The following is a 17,416-nucleotide window of genomic DNA, read 5'->3' as shown; positions in this document are numbered from 1 at the left end:
CCTTACAACGCGTAGGGCCGGGGCGGGGATGCCCGCTGCGGGGCCGGATCGCTCTTCGCCGCGAGCAGTTCGGCGAACAGCGTCTCCCAGGCGGGCCGGATGTGGTCGACGCTGTAGCGGCGGGCGGACTCGGCCGCCTGAGCGCCCATCTTCTCGCGCAGCTGTTCGTCCTCGATGAGCCTGGCGATCGCCGAGGTGAGCCCGTCGATGTCGCCGAGCGGCACGAGCAGGCCGTCGTCGCCGTGGGTGATGATCTCCCGGGGCCCCTGGGGGCAGTCGAAGCTGATCACGGGTACGCCGTGGCTCATCGCCTCGGCGAGCACCATGCCGAAGCCTTCGTGCCGGGAGCTGAGCGCGAAGAGCGAGGCTTTGGCGAGCTCTTGTTCGAGATGCGCGGTGGAGCCCATCAGGAAGACGTGGTTGTACAGGTGCTGTTCGTGGATGAGGGCGCGCAGCCGGTCGCGCTCGGGCCCGGATCCGAAGATGCGCAGCTGCCACTGGCCGTGGCCCCGGACCACGGGGGCGAACGCCCTGATCAGAGCGTCGAAGCCTTTGGCTTTGACCAGACGTCCCGCGGCGAGCAGGAGCGGGCGCCGCAGCGTCGATCGCTCCGCGGCGGCCGGGGGCAGCGGGTTGGGGATGCGCTCGACGCGCACGGTGGAGCCCGCGAGCACAGTGCGGTAGGCGTCCTCGTCGGCCGCGGTGAGCACGGTGACCGCGTCCAGGTTGCGGTACCAGCGGTCGATCTCGGCTGCCAGGCCCGGTTTGTGGCGGGTGAGATGGAGGTGTTCCTGGCCGATCTTGACCACGCTCGCGGGGGCGAAGCGGGCGGCCAGCAGGTTCAGCGCGGGCCGGGTGGTGACCAGGACGCCGCCGTCCAGCGAGCGCAGATAGCGCAGGATGCGGCGGTCGGTGAGGCGGTTGAACCGGTCATGGCGGACTTCGTCGGGCGGCACCAGGCGGCTGGGCCTGCGCTGGACGAGTGCCTCCGCGCGGCGGCGCAGCGCCGGCACGCGGTCGGAGGCGTCGACGAGCGGCCTCAGCCGGATGCGTGGATCGATGGTGAACTGCGGGTTCTCGCGATGGCGCCGGACGCTGACGATCTCCACGTCGTGTCCGGCGGCGGCCAGCGCGTTGGCCTGGTTGGCCACCGTGCGCACCGTTCCGCCGATCGCGTAGGCGTTGAGCAGCAGGAAGCGGACGGTCATGCGTTCTCCGGGCGGCAGGTGATCGAGAGGTTGTCCTGGACGGTGTAGTACGGCTCGATGCGCATGCCCGCCGCGGTCTGCGCCGGGTAGATGAAGATCTTCTTTTTGCCCGTGACGTCGTCCAGGTGCCGGCCCAGTCGCAGCGGCTCCGCGCGTCCGGGCTCGTCGAGGGCCACGTAGAGGTCCCAGATCCGGTCTGCCGACGAGCAGGCCGCCGCCAGCGCGCCGAGGGTGATGCGGGCCTCGAAGGAGTTCCGGATGCCGGCGGTCGTCGGGTGCGGTGCGGTGGTCCGCGTCCCCCGGGCGCGGATGATCAGGTTCCGCGCGGCCGCGTCGGTGCCGACGACGGTGCCTTTGATGACGATCCGTCCGTCGCGCGGCCAGATCTCCTCGACCTCGGCGTGGGGGGATGTCGCGAAGAGCGGTGTTGCGTCCATGGGCCGTACCTCCCTGGTGGAGTCCGCAGTGAACACTACGGCTTGTAGGGTCGATTAAACCCTACAAGCTGTAGGGGTTCCTTGGGGGGTAGCGATCGCGGAGCGCAGCGACGGCGTGGGGAACCCGTCGCCCGCTCGGGGCAGCGGCGAGGGGGCCTGAACGTCCGCTCGGCAGAGGGGAGTTCGCGGGCGGCGGACCGCATGGCCGATCGCACCGGGCGGCGGGGCCGGTCCGGCCCAGCGGTGCCGTCCGGACGGTGTGCGGCGGTTCCCGGGCGGGGCTACGTCCGGTGTTCGCCGGACGGCGCGGAGAGCTGGAGCCGGTAGCCGTGGCCGCGCAGGGTGGTGATGTCGGGCAGTTGGAGCCGGGCCGGGCGGGCGGCGGCTGCTTCGTGCAGGCGGCGGCGGAGCGAGGCCATGGTGACGTCGAGGGTCTTGGTGGAGCCGAACCAGTTCTCGTCCCACACCTGGGACATCAGCGTTTCCCGGGAGACGGCGGCGCCTTCGTTGCGGGCCAGGATGGCCAGCAGTTCGAACTCCTTGGGGCGCAGGGTCACTTCACGCTCGCCCAGCAGGCAGCGGCGGGCGGTGATGTCGAGGGTCAGGTCGCCCAGCCGCAATGGTGGGCTGTTGTCCGGATTCCCGATGCGTCGGCGCAGATGGGCGCGGAGCCGGGCGAGGAGGACGCTGAGGCTGAAGGGCTTGACGAGGTAGTCGTCGGCGCCCGCGTCGAGGCCGACGATGACGTCGATCTCGTCGCTGCGGGCGGTCAGGATGATCACGAGTAGGTCGGGGTGTTCCGAGCGCAGCTGCCGGGCCACGTCGACGCCGTCGATGTCGGGCAGACCGAGGTCGAGGAGCACCACGTCCAGCCGGGCGCCGCGGGCGTGGGCCAGGCCGGAAGCGCCCGTGCGCGACCAGGCACAGGTGTAGCCGCTGCCGCGCAGTCCGGCTTCCAGGTGCCGGCCGATCATCTGCCAGCGGGTGCGCAGCCGTACGGAGACGGCCGGGTCGTGGGTGGCGACCACCAGCGCGGCGCCGAGCTCCCGGGCGGCGTCCAGCAGCACGTCGATGACGTGCCGGGCGCTCGCCCGGTCGAGTTGGCCGGTGGGCTCGTCCGCCAGGATGATCCTGGGGCGCAGCGCCAGCGCCCGGGCCACGGCGACGCGCTGGGCCTGTCCGCCGGAGAGTTCGTCGGGGAGTTTGGACGCCAGGTCCCGGACACCGACCCGGGCCAGGGCCTCGGCGGTGCGCCGCCGCGCCTGAGGTTCCGGCACTCCGGCCAGGACCAGGGGCAAGGCCGCGTTCTCGCTCACGCCCAGGACCGGGATCAGGCTGGGGCTCTGGAAGACGACCCCGATGTCGCGGGCCCGGCCGGCTCGGCTCGCCGGGAACCGCGGCCACCTGACATCGCCGCTGGTGGGCTGCTCCAGTCCGGCCAGCAGATGCAGCAGGGTGGACTTCCCGGATCCGGACGGGCCGGTGATCGCGATCCGGTCGCCCGGGTGCACCTGGCAGCTGGTGCCGTGCACGGCGACCAGGGCCGCGGGCCCGCGGCCGAAGGTGCGGGCGACGTCGCGGCAGCCGACGAGCGGGCGGGAGGTGCTCATGGCTGGATCCTCCCGTCGCGCAGGGCGATGACGCGGTCGGCGACTTTGACGACCGCGGCGCTGTGGGTGACCAGCAGCACGCCGCGGCCCGCGCGCGGCGCGGTGCCGGCCGCGATCTCGATCCGGTTCAGCTTGTCGGTGAAGGCCGTCCCCTTGCCGGACGGCGTACGGGCCCACCCTTCGGGCACCTTGACGGTGAAGCCGCCGCCGGCCGGCGCGTACGCGACGTACGCCTGGTCGTCCGGGATGTCCCCGGCCGGATTGGACTCCGAGGCCCCCGCCGCCGGCCGCGACGCCGCGGAAGAGCCCGAGCTGGCGCCCGCGCCCGGGGAGCCGCTGGACCCGGAACATCCCCCAGCACCGCTGCCACCGCAGCCGCGCTGACGAGAACGGTCACTGCTTTATTGACAGACACGTGGACAGACACGGAACCCTCCGCACGAACCCGGTGATGTCCACGACGCTAGGCGGGGCACGGTTAACGCGCAGCACGACGAGGGTTAGACGACGGCAAAACACGCCCCGAAATCGAGCCGGGCCACCGAGCGGGCGGCGGCGCGGTGATGATGGGCGCATGAGACACCGGGTGGTCCGCGTGGCCGTGGTCGCCGTCACGGTGGCCCTCATCCTGCTCGCGCTACCGCTGGCCGTCGTGATCCGAGCGTCGTACTTCGCCGAGGAGCGCGGCGAGCTCGAACGCCAGGCGCTCGCCGCCGCCGTGCGGGTGGGCCCGCGGTTCGCGTCGGGCGACGCGGTGGAACTGCCCACCGCGGAGCCGGGCGTCCGGGTGGGCGTCTACGATCCGGCGCGGCGCCTGCGCGCCGGCGCCGGCCCAGACCGCGCGGACACCGCCACCCGCCGCGCGGCCGGCGGGGCGGTGGCACAGGCGACCAGCGGCGCCGATCTCGTCGTCGCGGTCCCCGTCCCGGCCGCGGAACAGGTCATCGGCGTGGTGCGCGCCTCCAGCCGCACCCAGGACGTATGGAACCGGATCTTCCTGACCTGGCTGGCGCTGCTCGGCACAGCACTGGCCGCGCTGGCCGCCGCCGTACTCGTCGCGCGACACCAGGCCCGAGCGCTCAGCCGCCCGCTGGAAGCGCTGTCCGCCACCGTCCAAGCGGTCGCCGACGGAGACCTCAACGCCCGGGCGGCCCCCAGCGCAATCCCCGAGATCGACCAAGTCGCCCACACCCAGAACGCGATGGTCACCCGGCTGACCCGGCTGCTGCGACACGAACGGCACTTCAGCGCGAACGCCTCCCACCAACTGCGCACCCCCCTCACCGGGCTGCAACTGGGCTTGGAGGCCGCCCTGGAACACCCGCACCCCGACCCACGCGCCGCACTGCGACAAGCCCTCGAAGGCTCCCGGCACCTACAGGCCACCATCGACGAAGTCCTGCGCATGTCCACAGCGGCGCACGATCCGGCAACCGCCACCACGCCGCAGCCGGCCGCCGCGCTCCTGACCGCCGGCGAAGAGCGCTGGCACGGGATCTTCGCCCGCCAGGGCCGCCGCTTGCGCCTCACCGTCGAACCGGGAGCCGGCACCGCGCTGCTCCCCGGCTCCACCGCCGCGCAGATCCTCGACGTGCTGCTCGACAACGCCCGACAGCACGGCCGCGGCACGGTCGACGTGACGCTGCGCGAGATCGGCGGCGCCGTCGCTGTCGACGTGGCCGACGAGGGAACCCTGGCGCTGGACCCGGCGGCGGCCTTCGCCCGGGGCACCACCACGGGGCAGGGCCTGGGCATCGGACTGGCCCTGGCCCGGGAACTGGCCGAGGCGGCCGGCGGCCGGCTCCGCGTGGCCGGCTCCACACCGACCACGTTCACCCTGCTGCTGCCCGCCCCACGGTGACGACGGCGTCTGCCGCCGGACAGCGCGCCGCCCGCCGCGCCGTCCGGGGAGGTGTCGACGCACCCGGGCGAGGCCGACGGGGGAAGCGGGGGAGCGGCCGTGTCCTGGAGCCGGGCGTCGGCCGGCGATGGGACGGCGGCGACGGTGTCCTGAAGCGGAACCTCTGCCGGGACGGCGGCAGAGGCCCCGGGCGACACAAGCGTGTCGACGGGCGGGTGGGCGGTCAGGTCAAGGCTTTACGGCAGAGCCGTAGCGGTACTCGGACACAAGCTTGCCGCCGGTGTCACGCAGCTTGGCGGCGTCACCCTTGTCGTTCCAGAGGGGGCGCGCGCTGCCGTACTTGAAGCCGCCCCACTGGGGGTGGTCCTCGTTGGTGTAGATCCGGATGCGCTGGCCGGGCTGGAGCACGGTGCCCGGCGGGAAGGTGAAGTCCTGCCCGGGGTCGTCGGCGCCGAGGACCCAGCCGGAGATATCGGCGGGCGCGGTGCCCCGGTTGACGATCTCCACGTACTCGTCGGCCTGGGTGCGCTTGACCTCGCCCTTGTACCGCACGTTGGTGATGGCCACGTCCGGAACGCCGGTGCGAGCGAGGACGGCGACGATGTCGCCGCTGTTGGCGCCGTTCTCCGGGCTGATGAACTTCGTGACGATCTGGCCCCCCTGCTTGAAGCCGGTGATCACGACCGAGTATTCCGTCCCGTCGATGGTCACCGTCTCCGGGGACACCGTCGTGGGCAGATCGACTTCGTCCTCGGGGTTGGGCCCGACATTGGGCGTCTCGTTGTGCCGGAACCGGAAGCTGAAGTCGCGCGCGACATCGTCCTCGAACACGATGCGCACCGCGAGGTCTACCTCGAACTGGCTCTGCGGCATCGCCTGGATCGGGAAGTTCTGGTGGATGAACGTGCCCAGTGTGAACTCTGTTCCGTCCAGGGCCACTTCGGTCGTTTTGCCGGAGAACACGTAACCGCTCTTGCCCCCGCCTGCGGGGATGCCCCAGGTGACGTTGTCCGTTGTGAGACCTGCGAGGTTGGGCGGGGTCACGCTGATGCCGGTCCAGGTGCCGGACGTGGCGACTTTTGACATACGCCTATTTCATCTCCCCGGTTGAGGGTCGTGCCGGCCTGGCGGCCGGGGCACGCAACCGTAACTTCCCGAGTCTCCCCTTGTAAGGCACATGCCATGGTTACGGAGGAAGTAGCGGGTAATGGCCGATAAGAGCGTGTCGCTGTCGGGATTCTTGGCCGGTCAGGATGAATCGGCCTTTGACAAAGGCATGTTGGCGGGACCGTTGGAGGAGTGCTTCAACGAGTACGCCGGACTCCGCTCCGGCCACCGGGGGAGAGGGGAGAGGGGCGGCCTTGGCTCGACGGGAATGGGACAGGTCGAGAGCTCCTGTACCGTTCGTCGTTTCGCGTTACAGGCGGCCGAAAACAGGTGGTGCAGATGAGCCGAAACCAACCCTGGCTAGCGGCTGTCGGCAGTGCGAGAGTCACTCTGACCACAGCGCACCCGCCTCGCCGTCCGCTCGGCAGCCAGGTATGGAGAGCCAGTGCGCCCCACTGTCGGCTGGAGAACCGATATGCGAGCACGAAGCCGCGCGGCCGCCGCGGCGTCATTCATCATGATCACAGCGGGCCTTCTCACCCTCTCGGCCCCTTCGGCATCCGCATCCGCTTCCCGCTGGTTGCCCCCGGAGTGCTACGAGCGCTACCCCACCGGAAGCGGCGGGCACGCCGGGTACGCCATCACCTGCAACTCCTACTGGTCCCCCTGGCGGTCGTACACGAACTGCCGCTCCAAGCGGACCGGGCAGACCTATCTCCACTGGGGGAACATCGTGACGAGCCGAGGGACTTCGACGGTGCGGTGTGCCGTTCCGGGGGACACCGTCACGACTGTCAGCGGGTTCTCATCGCCCTGGTAGACAGGAACTCGAACCTGTTGGGTGACCGACAGGTATGCCGACGCCGCCCGTCGACGACCCGGTGAGGGGCGGTGCGCCTGCGTACCGTAGGTCCGGACCGGGGGCGCGCCGCTCGGGCGCTCGGCAGGGTGGCTGAGGCGACGGAGCGGTGAACGCCGGGACCGGCACGCGGTGTGCAGGCCGGGGCCGGGAGCGTCGTCGACACCGCACCGCCCGACGTGGAAGTCGTGAAACCGGCTCGATCTTTCCGTTCGGCCTCCCCGCGAGCCTGCGGGGGAGGACAAACGGCAAGGGCAGTCGTTGGGGCGTCCCGTCAGGCGTGCGTCATATCGCCGTTGCTCCAGGCGTAGACCTGGTCGCCCTTGGCCGCCACCCGGAACTGGTACATCTCGGAGCACTCCGGCCGCCCGGCGTCGTCGCCCACGTTCTGCGGCCACCAGCTCGCTTCGAGCGTCGGCCCGTCGCCGAAGGCGCCCTCGGGGCAGTCCGTGCCGCTCGGCTTCAGCGGGGCGGAGGCGAGGGTGAAACGGATCAACTTGGCGTTGCCGTCGGTCTGCACCTTCACCTTCACATCGGTGGCGTCCTGGGGGACCCAGTCGGGGAGGACGAAGAGCCCTTCGCCCTCGCCGCTCTTCGGAGCGCTGCGCGCGGTCGGGAAGGTCTTGATTCGCTCGTGCAGGACGTGGTCGTTGAACGCGTCCGGCAAATTGTCGTCGTGCTTCTTCAGCGCCGGCGCCATCCATGAGCCGGCAGCCCAGAGACCTACACAGGCAGCGACTATGACCAGGGTCTTTTTCTTCATGGGCTCATTGTCCTGGCTCCGGGCGGAAGGGGCACCCTTGGCCCGGGCGGGCGCCTCGCCGGCTTGGCCGAGGCGCATATGGACGAGCTGGGCGATGTCCGCGATCGTGCCGTTGCTGCGCGCGCAGGAGTTCCATGGGCGGAATGCCGACCTCGTAAAGCTGTTGGAGCGCGATCAGCAGTTCGGCCGCCATCAGCGAGTCCATGCCGTAGTCGTCGAGCCGACGGTTGTGGTCGAGCTGACCGGGAGCCATATGGAGGACTTGGGCGAGCAGGATGGTCAGATTCTCGGTCAGGAAGCCCAGCACGTCCTCGCTGGAAATCCCGCTGACGAGGTCTTCGCGCGTGAAGCCGTTCTGTTCGCCTCGGGCGGGGACCAGGTTCGCCATGCGCGGGCGAGCCATCAACTTCAGGATCGCGCCGGCCTTGGCCCAGTTAAAGCGTCCCGCGCCCCACTCGAGACCGCATCGAGGGCCTGGAGGATCGGGCGATGCGCGGGACGTCGTCGCCGCGATCGGGGACGGTGAGCGTGCACCGGAGCAGGAACGACGCGTCGCCGACGCTCGCGAGCGGCTCAGGGTACGGATGCCGAACTGCCGTGGCAGCGGATGGACCTGGGTTCACCCGGACCGCACCCATGGCGCGCACCGCCTGACCAGGGCTCACTTGCCGTCTCGCCGTGCTCGTTTCAGCTCAGGTCGCGGTAGCCGGGAGTGCGGAACAATACGCGACACCGCCGCATCGCTCCGAAGCCATGATCAACCCTGCGGTGATCGACTTCATGAGCCGAGAGTCACCGGCAGTCCACCCCGAACCGGCGAAGTGCCTGAACTTCGCACCAGGCACCCTCACCCGGACCAAAACGCTCCTTCATCGGACGGTCGGCGCGACGTTGGTGGCGGCCACCGCGGGATGCAGGGCTCTGGCGAGTTCCACGGCGTCGCCGACGGCCCAGAAGTGGATGAAGAACAGGCGCGGCTCGTCCGTCAGGCTGTGGTTGTGGAGGTCGACGATACTGATCCCGCCGTGCCGCAGTGCCTTGATGACGTCCTGGACTTCCTCCGCGACCATGGCGAAGTCGCCGTTGACCGCGGCCCTGCCGCTACCCACCGGCTGGAAGTTGAACGCGGAGGTCGCGCCAAGGCCCGGTGGCAGCACCATCCCGTGGTCGATGATGGTCTCGCGGCGCGCGAAGACGCACTTGTAGACGCAGTCCTGGCTGTAACCCCTGACGCCCAGCGCCGCGTCGATCCCCGCGCTGTCCAGATCCAGGGGCGGCGATGGCACCGGCGGCGTGGCGGGCGGTGTCCCGGTGCGGTCGAGAGCCGCACGCAGGCCGCGGGCCAGGGACACCGGGTCCCGCCCGTGTCCGTGGACGTGGGTCCACCAGATGTCGGGGGACTGAGCGAGCAGATGCTTGTGGATCGCGCTCTGTCCGATTCCGTGGGCTTGCAGGGTTTCGGTGACTCGCTGCACTTCGTCTTCGGTGACCACCAGATCACCCATGAGCATCGTGCTGCCGTCGGCGTAACGGACGAAAGCGACGTGCGTCCCCAGCGCGAGTCCGGGGGTGACCGTGACTGCGTAGGAGACAACGTGCAGGTCGCCGCGCGGGAAGGCTGTGTGGTAAACGGTCCCGTGCTTCAGGTCGCCACCGCGGCCCAGCGCGTCCGCAACGCCTGTCCAGTCCGCCTCGGTGGTACGCACCGGCTTGACCAGCTCCCGGATCTTTCCGGACGGTCTTGGCGCGGCGGTCGCGTCCGTCCCTGCCAGCACAGGAGCCAACGCGGCGGCCGCCAGCAGCCGCCGTCTTGAGGTCGCCGGCCGTGCGGGCGGACCCTCTTGTTTGCTGTTCATCGCATCCACCTTCCCATGCTGAGAGGGGAACATGCGCGGGCCGATTTTCCGATGTCCGACGCGTCGTGCTCGCGTTCCCGGGGGCGAATGGGGGACGACGCGGCCAGTGGCCAGGCCGCCCCGTGTGGGCCGGCGCGGCAGGTTGCGCGGTCGTTGTCGAGCCATGCGTACGGCTATTCGTGTTCACCGACGAGACGACCAGCCCCGAGCGGCAGCGCGAAGCCGGCGACATAGCCGCAACGTTGGACAAGGGCGGCGGCAGTTACGACCGGTGATGATCCACGTGAACGATGCGTCGACCCAGCGGATCGGCAACTGGAGGTACCGCACACGGGTCAAGCCCTTCGGGCGGCACGGGACGTCTGGCAGCTTCGCACGGACGTCGACGTGGACGAACTGGTCGCCCTCGCGGCGGAGCACAACCCCGATCTGGCCGACTTACCTCCGGTGACGAGTGAACAACCGCACCACGATCCTCGCCCTCGCGACGGGCGTCGCGCCGGGTCTCATCGCCCCCCGGTCGGCGCGGAGAGCGAGCCGGGTGACATCGCCCCGCGCTGCTCAACGTTCTCCGGCTCGCCGGTCCATTCATGCCATGGACTGCGGAGACGACGGTGAGGACCCGTTCGGCTCGTCGCGGACGCGTGCACGCCCTGGCCTTGATCGCGGCGGAAGCCGTAGCCGGCGCTACCCGGCCGGCGTCGCCAAGTGCCTGCTGAACCAGTCCCGGGCGAGGTCGGCGACCTGGTCCAGCGCCCCCGGTTCCTCGAAGAGATGCGTGGCGCCCGGGACGACCTCGAGCCGGGTCTCGCAGTGGAGCTCAGCCTGGGCCTGTCGGTTGAGGTCGAGCACCAGCGGGTCGCGGCCGCCCACGATGAGCAGGGTGGGCGCCCGTACGCCGGCGAGCCGTGGCCCGGCGAGGTCGGGACGGCCGCCACGGGAGACCACGGCGCGGATGTCCGCGTCCGCGGACGCGGCGGCCCACAGCGCCGCCGCGGCTCCGGTGCTCGCCCCGAAATAGCCGATCGGGACGGACTCGCGGCGCCGCAGCCAGCGGGTGGCGTCCGCCAGTCTCCGGGCCAGGGTTTCGATGTCGAACACGTTCGCCCGGTCGGCTTCCTCCGCCGGCGTGAGCAGGTCGAAGAGCAAGGTGCCCAGGCCCGCTCGGTTCAAGGCAGCCGCCACCCAGCGGTTGCGCGGGCTGTGGCGGCTGCTGCCGGAGCCGTGGGCGAACATCACGACGGCCCGGGCACCCTCCGGCAGGGTGAGGTCCCCGGCCAGCCGGACCCCGCCCGCGTCCACCTCGACCTCGGCGTCCGGAGTGCACCGGCCAGGTGCGGCGTCGGCCGCGGCCCGCGCCAGCAGGGAGACGACCTCCTCATCGGGGGTCTGAGAGAAGTCCCGGTACCACTCGCCGACGGCGGAGAACGCGCCCGGCGTGGAGAGGCACACCACTTCGTCCGCCTCGGTGCGCAGCCGGGCGACAGCGTCCGCAGGCGCCACCGGAACGGCCAGCACCACGCGGGCCGCGCCCTGCGCTCGTACCACCTCGCACGCGGCCGCGGCCGTGGCGCCGGTCGCGACCCCGTCGTCCACCAGGATGGCCGTTCGGCCTTCGAGTACCACCCGCGGTCGGTCGTCGCGGAACCGCCGTGCCTGCCGTACGAGTTCCGCCTCCTCGGCGTGCTCGACCGCTGCGAGGTCCTCGTCCTTGACCTGGCTGCGGCGGACGATGTCGTCGCTGATGATCCGCACCCCGCCCTCGCCGATGGCGCCGAACCCCAGCTCACGGTGGTACGGGACCCCGAGTTTGCGAACCACGATCACATCGAGTGGGGCACCGAGCGCCCGTGCCACCTGGAAGGCCACCGGGACTCCGCCGCGGGGCAGGCCCAGGACGACGGGGTTTTCCCGCTCCACGTGCTGTAGCGCTTCGGCAAGACGTTGCCCGGCGTCGGCGCGATCGGTGAACAGCATCGTGGGTTCACCCCAACCGGGGGGAGACGGAAACCATATCTTCACCTATTTAGAAATAACCCCATATTCGCCCCTTTCGCAAGTCGGGGACGATGCGCTCAGCGGCCGCCGCGCGTTGGTGGCTACGGTTGGCCGTATGGAGCGAATCGGAGCGGTCCTGATCGATATCGACGGCGTGCTCACGGTGTCCTGGAAGCCGCTGCCCGGCGCCGTGGAGGCCATGGAACGGCTGCGCGCCGCGGGACTCCGGCTGGCACTGGTCACCAACAACACCTCACGGACCCGTGCCTCGATCGCCGTGACGTTGGCCGGGGCGGGCTTTCCCGTCGGCGTCGACGACATCCTCACCGCGCCGGCCGCCACCGCCGCGTACCTTCGGGAACATTACCCAGGCGCCCGCTGCCTGCTGCTCAACGCGGGTGACGTCCGTGACGATCTCGCGGGCGTGACACTCGTCGACGAAGCGGTCACGGACGGAGCCCGGAACGGGGACGGTGCCGCACCGGATGTGGTCGTCTTCGGCGGCGCGGGCAGCGAATTCAGCTATGCGGCCGTCAACCGCGCCTTCCGCCATCTGCAACGCGGTGCCCGGCTCGTCGCCATGCACCGGAATCTGTACTGGCGCACCGCCGCCGGACTCGACCTCGACTCCGGAGCCTTCCTCCTGGGGTTGGAGCGAGCTGCCCGTGTCGAGGCGGAGATCACCGGGAAACCCGCCGAAGCGTTCTTCGCCACCGCACTGGCACACCTCGGCGCCACGCCGTCCGAAACGCTGATGGTGGGCGACGACATCGAATCCGACGTGCTGGCGGCCCAGCGCAGCGGAATCACCGGCGTTCTCGTCAAGACGGGCAAGTACCTGCCCGAGACGCACCGGGCGGCCGAGGGGAGGCCGGACCATGTCCTCGAATCCTTCGCCGAACTTCCCGCCCTGCTGGAACGACAGGAGTGACAGGAGAGACGGTACGTTCCGGCATGGTCCGTGCTCATCCGGGCGCCGGACCGGAACCGATTCGCCGGCCATGGCCGTGGCGCTGTTCGCCCGCCACCGGGTGAAGCCACGCAGGTCAGAGGCCTGGACGGCCGATCTGGGTGTCCAGGGCGGCGCGGAGCCAGTCGTCGGCGGCACCGAGGGTCGGTTCCGGCGGGCCGGAGCGCGGGCCTGACAGTTCGGCGGCGAGTTGCCAGTAGCGGTCGATAGGGGGATTTGCCATCCGGGTGAGCAGGCCGCTGAGCTGCTGGCGGAAGGCGGGTGTGTCCCGCATACCGCGTGAGCGGGCATGCGCGGAGACGAAGCAGTCGAGTGCCTCGCCCTCGTGGGGTGGCCGTTGGGCCCGCAGGTCCGCCGAGACCAGCGCACACGCCTCACCGAGACCGTCGTAGAGCACGGCCGGGCGGCAGCCCCCGTCGGACAGGCGAAACGCGGGTTGGCACAGATCGATGACGATGCGGGCGTCGGAGGCGAGGGCGTGCAGCCGGGCGAAGACCAGGACCTGGCCCGGAGTCGGATCCGCGGGGGGCTGCGGAACCGCCGCTTCGATGATCACGGAGACCAGCCGGGCCGGCAGCCCCACGGGCAGCACGCGACGCCAGAAGCGCGCCAGCGCGGCCGTGTTGGGCGGGGCGCTTACGGCGCCGATCAGCCGCAGCCGGTCGGGGCGTTCCTCGGGGGTGCAGTCCCGGAGGAGGCGGAGGGCGGCCTCGCGCCAGTGCAGGGCGGCCCGCCGCGAGCCGAGTTCCCGCAGCTGTGCCGCGATGACGTCCTCCAGCGCGTCCTCCCGGTCGAGGACCCGGCCCACCTCCGAGACCGGCAGCTCAAGGGTGCGTAGCGAGCGGATCAGGCGGAGCCGGTCGAGCGCCTCGGGACCGTACCGGCGGTGGCCCCCGGCGCTGCGGGCGGCTTCGGGCAGCAGACCGCGATCCGAGTAGAAGCGGACGGTCTTGACGGTGACGCCCGCCTGTTCGGCGAGCTCTCCGATACTCCACATGTCATCAGGGGACAAGGCTTGAACCTCCCGCAGGGGGAGCTCCTACCGTAGCTGCGAGCGCGGACGGCCTGCGAGGCCGCCCGCGCGGACCACTGCATACGAGGAGACGATCATGACGGCGTTCGTGCTGGTGTCGGGCAGCCATACCGGCGGTTGGATCTGGCGGGAGGTGACCGCTCGGCTGCGGGAGTCGGGATCCGAGGTGTACCCGGCGACGCTCACCGGCATGGGAGACCGCCGCCATCTGGCGGGTCCTGACACGGACCTGGAGACGCACATCGAGGATCTGGTGCGGCTGATCGACCATGTCGATGCGCCGGAAGTGGTGATCGTCGGCCACTGCTACGGCATCCACCCGGTGCTGGGCGCCGCCGACCGGCGCCCGGATCGGATCGCGCGGATCGTCCACCTGGACGCGGGCCTGCCCCAGGACGGTGACGCGGCCCTCGAACTGGTCCCCGACCAGGCGGTCCGCGACCGGCTGCGGCAGTCGGCCGAGCCGGCCGGGGACGACTGGCGGATCCCCGCGCCGTCACGCGACGCGTGGCAGCGCTGGGGCAGCGTCGCGGGCGTCTCCGCAGACGCGTTGGCACGGCTGGACCGCCTTGCCGCACCGCAGCCGTCGGGCACGCTGACCCAGCCGCTCCGCTTGTCGGGGGCAGTCTCCGAGCTGCCGATGACGGGCGTCCTGTGCACCGGCAACGGGTCGAGCATCGCCCTGGTCGAGACCATGGTGGGATTCGGGGAGCCGCGCTTCCAGGCGCTCACCGACCCCCGGGTGAGCCTCTTCGAACTCGACACCGGGCACTGGCCGATGCTCTCGTGCCCCGACGAGCTGGCCGAAGTGCTGCTGGGAGCCGCCGCGGGGAAGGGGCACCGGGTGGCCGCGACGGTGAGCGAGCAGCCCGCACATCTTCGCCCCTTCCTCATGGAGGTGCCGGAACGGCGTCGCGAGCGGGTGGGACGCGTCGATCTCCATCTGCCGGACGCCGACCAGCCGCGTCCGGCGGTGGTGTTCGTCCACGGCGGCCCGGTTCCTCCTGGCACGCGGCCCACACCGCGGGATTGGCCGACCTTTGTCGGCTACGGCCGGTACGTGGCGAGCCTGGGAGCGGTCGGCGTGACGGTGGATCACCGGCTGCACAGTCTCGGCGACTACGGGCGCGCGGCCGAGGACGTCGCCGAAGCGGTCGAGCTCGTACGAGCCGATCCGCGCGTCGACGGGCAACGCGTCGCGCTGTGGTACTTCTCCGGCGGCGGGCTGCTGTCGGCGGACTGGCTCGCGGCGCCCCCGCCCTGGTTGCGGTGTGTGGCGGCGACCTACCCCGTGCTCGCGCCGCTGCCGAACTGGGGACTCGCGGATACCCGATTCCGCCCCGCGGCTGCGGTGAGCGCTGCGGGGCAGTTGCCGATCGTGTTGACCCGGGTGGGGCTGGAGCGCGCGGAGATCGCGGTGACGGTCGAGGAATTCCTGACCGCCGCCAAGGACTGCGACGCCAATATCGAGGTGGTCGACGTGCCGCTCGGTCACCACGGGTTCGAGACGATCGACCACACCGAGCAGGCGCGCCACGCCGTGGACCACGCGGTGCGATCCGTGCTGGGGCACCTGCGGAGCTGAGGCCTGCTCCGACGAGCAGTCCGAGGTGCTGTTCCGAGCCGCCGCACAGGTCTGCTCGCCGAAGCCCGTGGCGGCCAGGTGCCGTGGCCCGCACTCCGTGGCGGCGCCCCTGGCCGCAGGCCGGTCCTCGACTGTTGGCCGGCCCCACGCACGCGGCGCGCGGACTACCCGCCGACCGGGTGGCCACGACGCTCGGCGGCCAACTCCCGCTGACACAGGTGCTGGCTGCGGCCAGGCACCGGTCGAGCAGGTGGTGGCTGCGGCCAGGCACCGGTCGAGCAGGTGGTGGCTGCGGTGCTGCCGGTGTCCGTCGCGATGGACCGAGTGCCGGACGGGGTGTCGGCGTAGGGGCAGTTGGGATACTGCACTGGGCTGACGGGCCGCGTGAACCTTATATTCGTGCCGATTAGAGTCTCAGCATGTCGAACGAATATTCGCCCCAGTCGACCCCGAACGGGCAGCCCGTCACCCCGGCGCCGTTTGGGGAGCCCGGCGCTCCAGCCGCCTACGTAACTCCGGGCCCGTCCGGAACCTCGTCCCCCCACGTTCCGATGCCGACCAGTGTCCGTGCCGCGCGGGTGACGATCTTCGTGATGACGGGGCTGATCATCCTGCTGATGGCCGCCCTGGTGGGCATCGCAGGCAATTCGCGGGCCGCCGGCGCGGTCTGCGGCCAGAACCTCCTGGGCTGGGTGCTCTTCATCCTGGCGTTCCGCTACCGCACAGCCAAAAACGGCGTGCGCGTCACCTCGATCGTCTTGGCGAGCGTGCACATCCTGCTCACGCTCAGCGCCACCTTCCGGGGAGTCCCGGGCGGAATCTTCGCGCTGGCCGGCGCGATCACCATCGTCGTGCTGCTCAGCCGGCGCACTGCGCGCGAGTGGTTCAACAGGCCGCGCACTCCCGGCTACGGCCCGGGCCCCGTGGTCCAGTGACCTCAGGGCGCGGCAGCGGCTTTCCTGCCGCGGGGCCGTGCCCGACAGGGCCGGCGCCAGGGCGGTTGGTCACACCGTAGAGGACAGGCCGGGCTCCGCACTCCGAAGGGAAGGCGCGGAGCCCGGTATCGAATCAGCGGCGGTTCAGGGCAGTTGGCGTCCCATCTGCGCCGACCGCCGGTTATGCCCCTTGGTGTCGAACCACTCTTCCAACAGGGAGCGGACCAGGTGCACGAGCATCCTGAGCCGCTCGGGATCGGGCGTGGCGGACGTGAAGACATCCACGAAGGACTTGTCGTCCCACAGCAGAGTGAACTCCCACCGCTCGTCGGGGTGACCTGGACGCACCACGGTGAGCCGGTAGGTCAACGTCAGACTGCGGTTCGGGTGATGATCGACCGACAGATCAGAGATGTCGAATCCGACCGGACCGAAACCAGTGGTGTAGGAGCGGGCCAGAGCCCGCTCAGCCGGTGTCTGCGCCACCATACGTATCATCCGCCCTTTCGCCTCATCCGGTGGGGAACGAGTTCCCGTACGTGGTTGCTAACACGCAGCCAGAGTAGTGACCTTGTGCGCGGTGAGAAGGCCATTGGTTCCAACGGGTGTGCCGATGAGGGTGCGGAACTCTTCGACGTTCGGGCCCTGTTTGATGTGCCTCCAACCCCACATCGGGGGTGCCGCAGCGCAGTTGAATCTGGAGGGGACGGAATCCGACGACCAGGCACTGGGCGTAGCTGAAGCCGTTGTTCTTCAGCGATGTAATTCCCCGGCTGGGGGTACTACGGCGTGGTCTCCGGCTTGCCGCCGCCCCGCTCATTGCCTTTGCCGCCCTCGTCGTTGGAGCCCTGGTTGCTGCCCGTGCGCTTGGACCACGTGTTGCCGTGCCGGACCTGGGCTCCGTAGATCGAGTAGAGCCCGGCCCGGACCGTCAGCCCCGTCATGTGCTCGTGCTCGGGTGCCAGGGGCATCGGCAGGCGCTTGGTGTCCTTGTGCCGCTTGTCGAACCACCAGCCGCTGGCGTCGCCGAACGGGCCGAGGTACATCTCGGCCCTGCGCGGGACCTCCTTGTCGGGATCGGCCAGCAGCCCCCACAGGCCGATGTACTCGTAAGCCGATACCCCTGACCACGTCCCGGCCGGCTGCCTGGCCTGATGTTGGATGGGACGGCCCGGCTGTCCGTCGCCCCGCCCC

Annotated in this window: 17 protein-coding genes; 5 read left to right on the top strand and 12 right to left on the bottom strand. The window is 70.7% G+C overall.

From position 1 onward, the window contains the following. Positions 1-2 precede the first annotated feature (2 nt). The 4 genes from QMK28_RS03440 to QMK28_RS03425 all read right to left on the bottom strand — a co-directional run bounded on the left by QMK28_RS03440 (position 3) and on the right by QMK28_RS03425 (position 3,443). Positions 3-1,208: a glycosyltransferase family 4 protein gene (locus QMK28_RS03440; protein WP_326435460.1), complete on the bottom strand. Its 1,206-nt coding sequence runs from the start codon at positions 1,206-1,208 to the stop codon at positions 3-5. Beyond that, positions 1,205-1,645 (bottom strand): hypothetical protein, encoded by a 441-nt coding sequence (locus tag QMK28_RS03435; RefSeq protein ID WP_326435459.1) that lies wholly within the window; start codon positions 1,643-1,645, stop codon positions 1,205-1,207. Before QMK28_RS03435 ends, QMK28_RS03440 begins: the two co-directional genes overlap by 4 nt. A gap of 281 nt (positions 1,646-1,926) precedes the next feature. After that, a complete protein-coding gene (locus QMK28_RS03430) occupies positions 1,927-3,255 on the bottom strand; it encodes an ATP-binding cassette domain-containing protein (protein WP_326435458.1) in 1,329 nt (442 codons plus the stop codon). Beyond that, a complete protein-coding gene (locus QMK28_RS03425) occupies positions 3,252-3,443 on the bottom strand; it encodes a hypothetical protein (RefSeq protein WP_326435457.1) in 192 nt (63 codons plus the stop codon). Before QMK28_RS03425 ends, QMK28_RS03430 begins: the two co-directional genes overlap by 4 nt. 1 nt (position 3,444) lies before the next feature. Between QMK28_RS03425 and QMK28_RS03420 the strand changes: the two genes are divergently transcribed. Both QMK28_RS03420 and QMK28_RS03415 read left to right on the top strand, forming a co-directional pair. After that, positions 3,445-3,639, top strand: coding sequence for a hypothetical protein (locus tag QMK28_RS03420; protein WP_326435456.1), 195 nt, complete (start codon positions 3,445-3,447; stop codon positions 3,637-3,639). Positions 3,640-3,829: 190 nt separating this feature from the next. Beyond that, positions 3,830-5,116, top strand: a complete 1,287-nt coding sequence (locus tag QMK28_RS03415; protein WP_326435455.1) for a sensor histidine kinase — start codon at positions 3,830-3,832, stop codon at positions 5,114-5,116. Positions 5,117-5,344: 228 nt separating this feature from the next. Here QMK28_RS03415 and QMK28_RS03410 read toward each other — a convergent pair whose 3' ends face one another. From QMK28_RS03410 to QMK28_RS03390, 5 genes are all read right to left on the bottom strand, one after another. Beyond that, positions 5,345-6,202 (bottom strand): lamin tail domain-containing protein, encoded by an 858-nt coding sequence (locus QMK28_RS03410; protein ID WP_326435454.1) that lies wholly within the window; start codon positions 6,200-6,202, stop codon positions 5,345-5,347. Positions 6,203-7,356: 1,154 nt separating this feature from the next. Further along, positions 7,357-7,845, bottom strand: a complete 489-nt coding sequence (locus tag QMK28_RS03405) for a hypothetical protein (protein WP_326435453.1) — start codon at positions 7,843-7,845, stop codon at positions 7,357-7,359. A gap of 4 nt (positions 7,846-7,849) precedes the next feature. After that, the gene (locus QMK28_RS03400) at positions 7,850-8,248 is read right to left on the bottom strand and encodes an acyl carrier protein (RefSeq protein WP_326435452.1); all 399 of its coding nucleotides are present in this window, start codon (positions 8,246-8,248) and stop codon (positions 7,850-7,852) included. A gap of 466 nt (positions 8,249-8,714) precedes the next feature. Continuing rightward, positions 8,715-9,701: a DUF1259 domain-containing protein gene (locus QMK28_RS03395; RefSeq protein ID WP_326435451.1), complete on the bottom strand. Its 987-nt coding sequence runs from the start codon at positions 9,699-9,701 to the stop codon at positions 8,715-8,717. 687 nt (positions 9,702-10,388) lie between these two features. Next, the gene (locus QMK28_RS03390) at positions 10,389-11,678 is read right to left on the bottom strand and encodes a phosphoribosyltransferase family protein (protein ID WP_326435450.1); all 1,290 of its coding nucleotides are present in this window, start codon (positions 11,676-11,678) and stop codon (positions 10,389-10,391) included. Between the two features lie 136 nt (positions 11,679-11,814). Between QMK28_RS03390 and QMK28_RS03385 the strand changes: the two genes are divergently transcribed. Continuing rightward, positions 11,815-12,630, top strand: a complete 816-nt coding sequence (locus QMK28_RS03385) for an HAD-IIA family hydrolase (protein ID WP_326435546.1) — start codon at positions 11,815-11,817, stop codon at positions 12,628-12,630. Positions 12,631-12,745: 115 nt separating this feature from the next. On the opposite strand, the gene QMK28_RS03380 is transcribed toward QMK28_RS03385, so the two are convergent. After that, complete coding sequence (locus tag QMK28_RS03380) at positions 12,746-13,666, bottom strand: helix-turn-helix domain-containing protein (protein WP_326435449.1); 921 nt, start codon at positions 13,664-13,666, stop codon at positions 12,746-12,748. Positions 13,667-13,778: 112 nt separating this feature from the next. Between QMK28_RS03380 and QMK28_RS03375 the strand changes: the two genes are divergently transcribed. Next, the gene (locus QMK28_RS03375) at positions 13,779-15,287 is read left to right on the top strand and encodes an alpha/beta hydrolase (RefSeq protein ID WP_326435448.1); all 1,509 of its coding nucleotides are present in this window, start codon (positions 13,779-13,781) and stop codon (positions 15,285-15,287) included. Positions 15,288-15,838: 551 nt separating this feature from the next. Then, a complete protein-coding gene (locus tag QMK28_RS03370) occupies positions 15,839-16,222 on the top strand; it encodes a hypothetical protein (protein ID WP_326435447.1) in 384 nt (127 codons plus the stop codon). Positions 16,223-16,366: 144 nt separating this feature from the next. Here the strand turns inward: QMK28_RS03370 and QMK28_RS03365 are convergent, their stop codons facing one another. Both QMK28_RS03365 and QMK28_RS03360 read right to left on the bottom strand, forming a co-directional pair. Beyond that, positions 16,367-16,711 (bottom strand): hypothetical protein, encoded by a 345-nt coding sequence (locus QMK28_RS03365; protein ID WP_326435446.1) that lies wholly within the window; start codon positions 16,709-16,711, stop codon positions 16,367-16,369. A 293-nt stretch (positions 16,712-17,004) separates the two neighbouring features. Further along, complete coding sequence (locus QMK28_RS03360; RefSeq protein ID WP_326435445.1) at positions 17,005-17,268, bottom strand: hypothetical protein; 264 nt, start codon at positions 17,266-17,268, stop codon at positions 17,005-17,007. Between the last annotated feature and the right edge of the window lie 148 nt (positions 17,269-17,416).

This window comes from Streptomyces sp. H27-D2 (genome assembly GCF_035828615.1).
GTDB lineage: Bacteria > Actinomycetota > Actinomycetes > Streptomycetales > Streptomycetaceae > Streptomyces.
The sequence above is the reverse complement of the archived record's forward strand: the minus strand, read 5'-3'. Positions and strand labels throughout refer to the sequence as shown.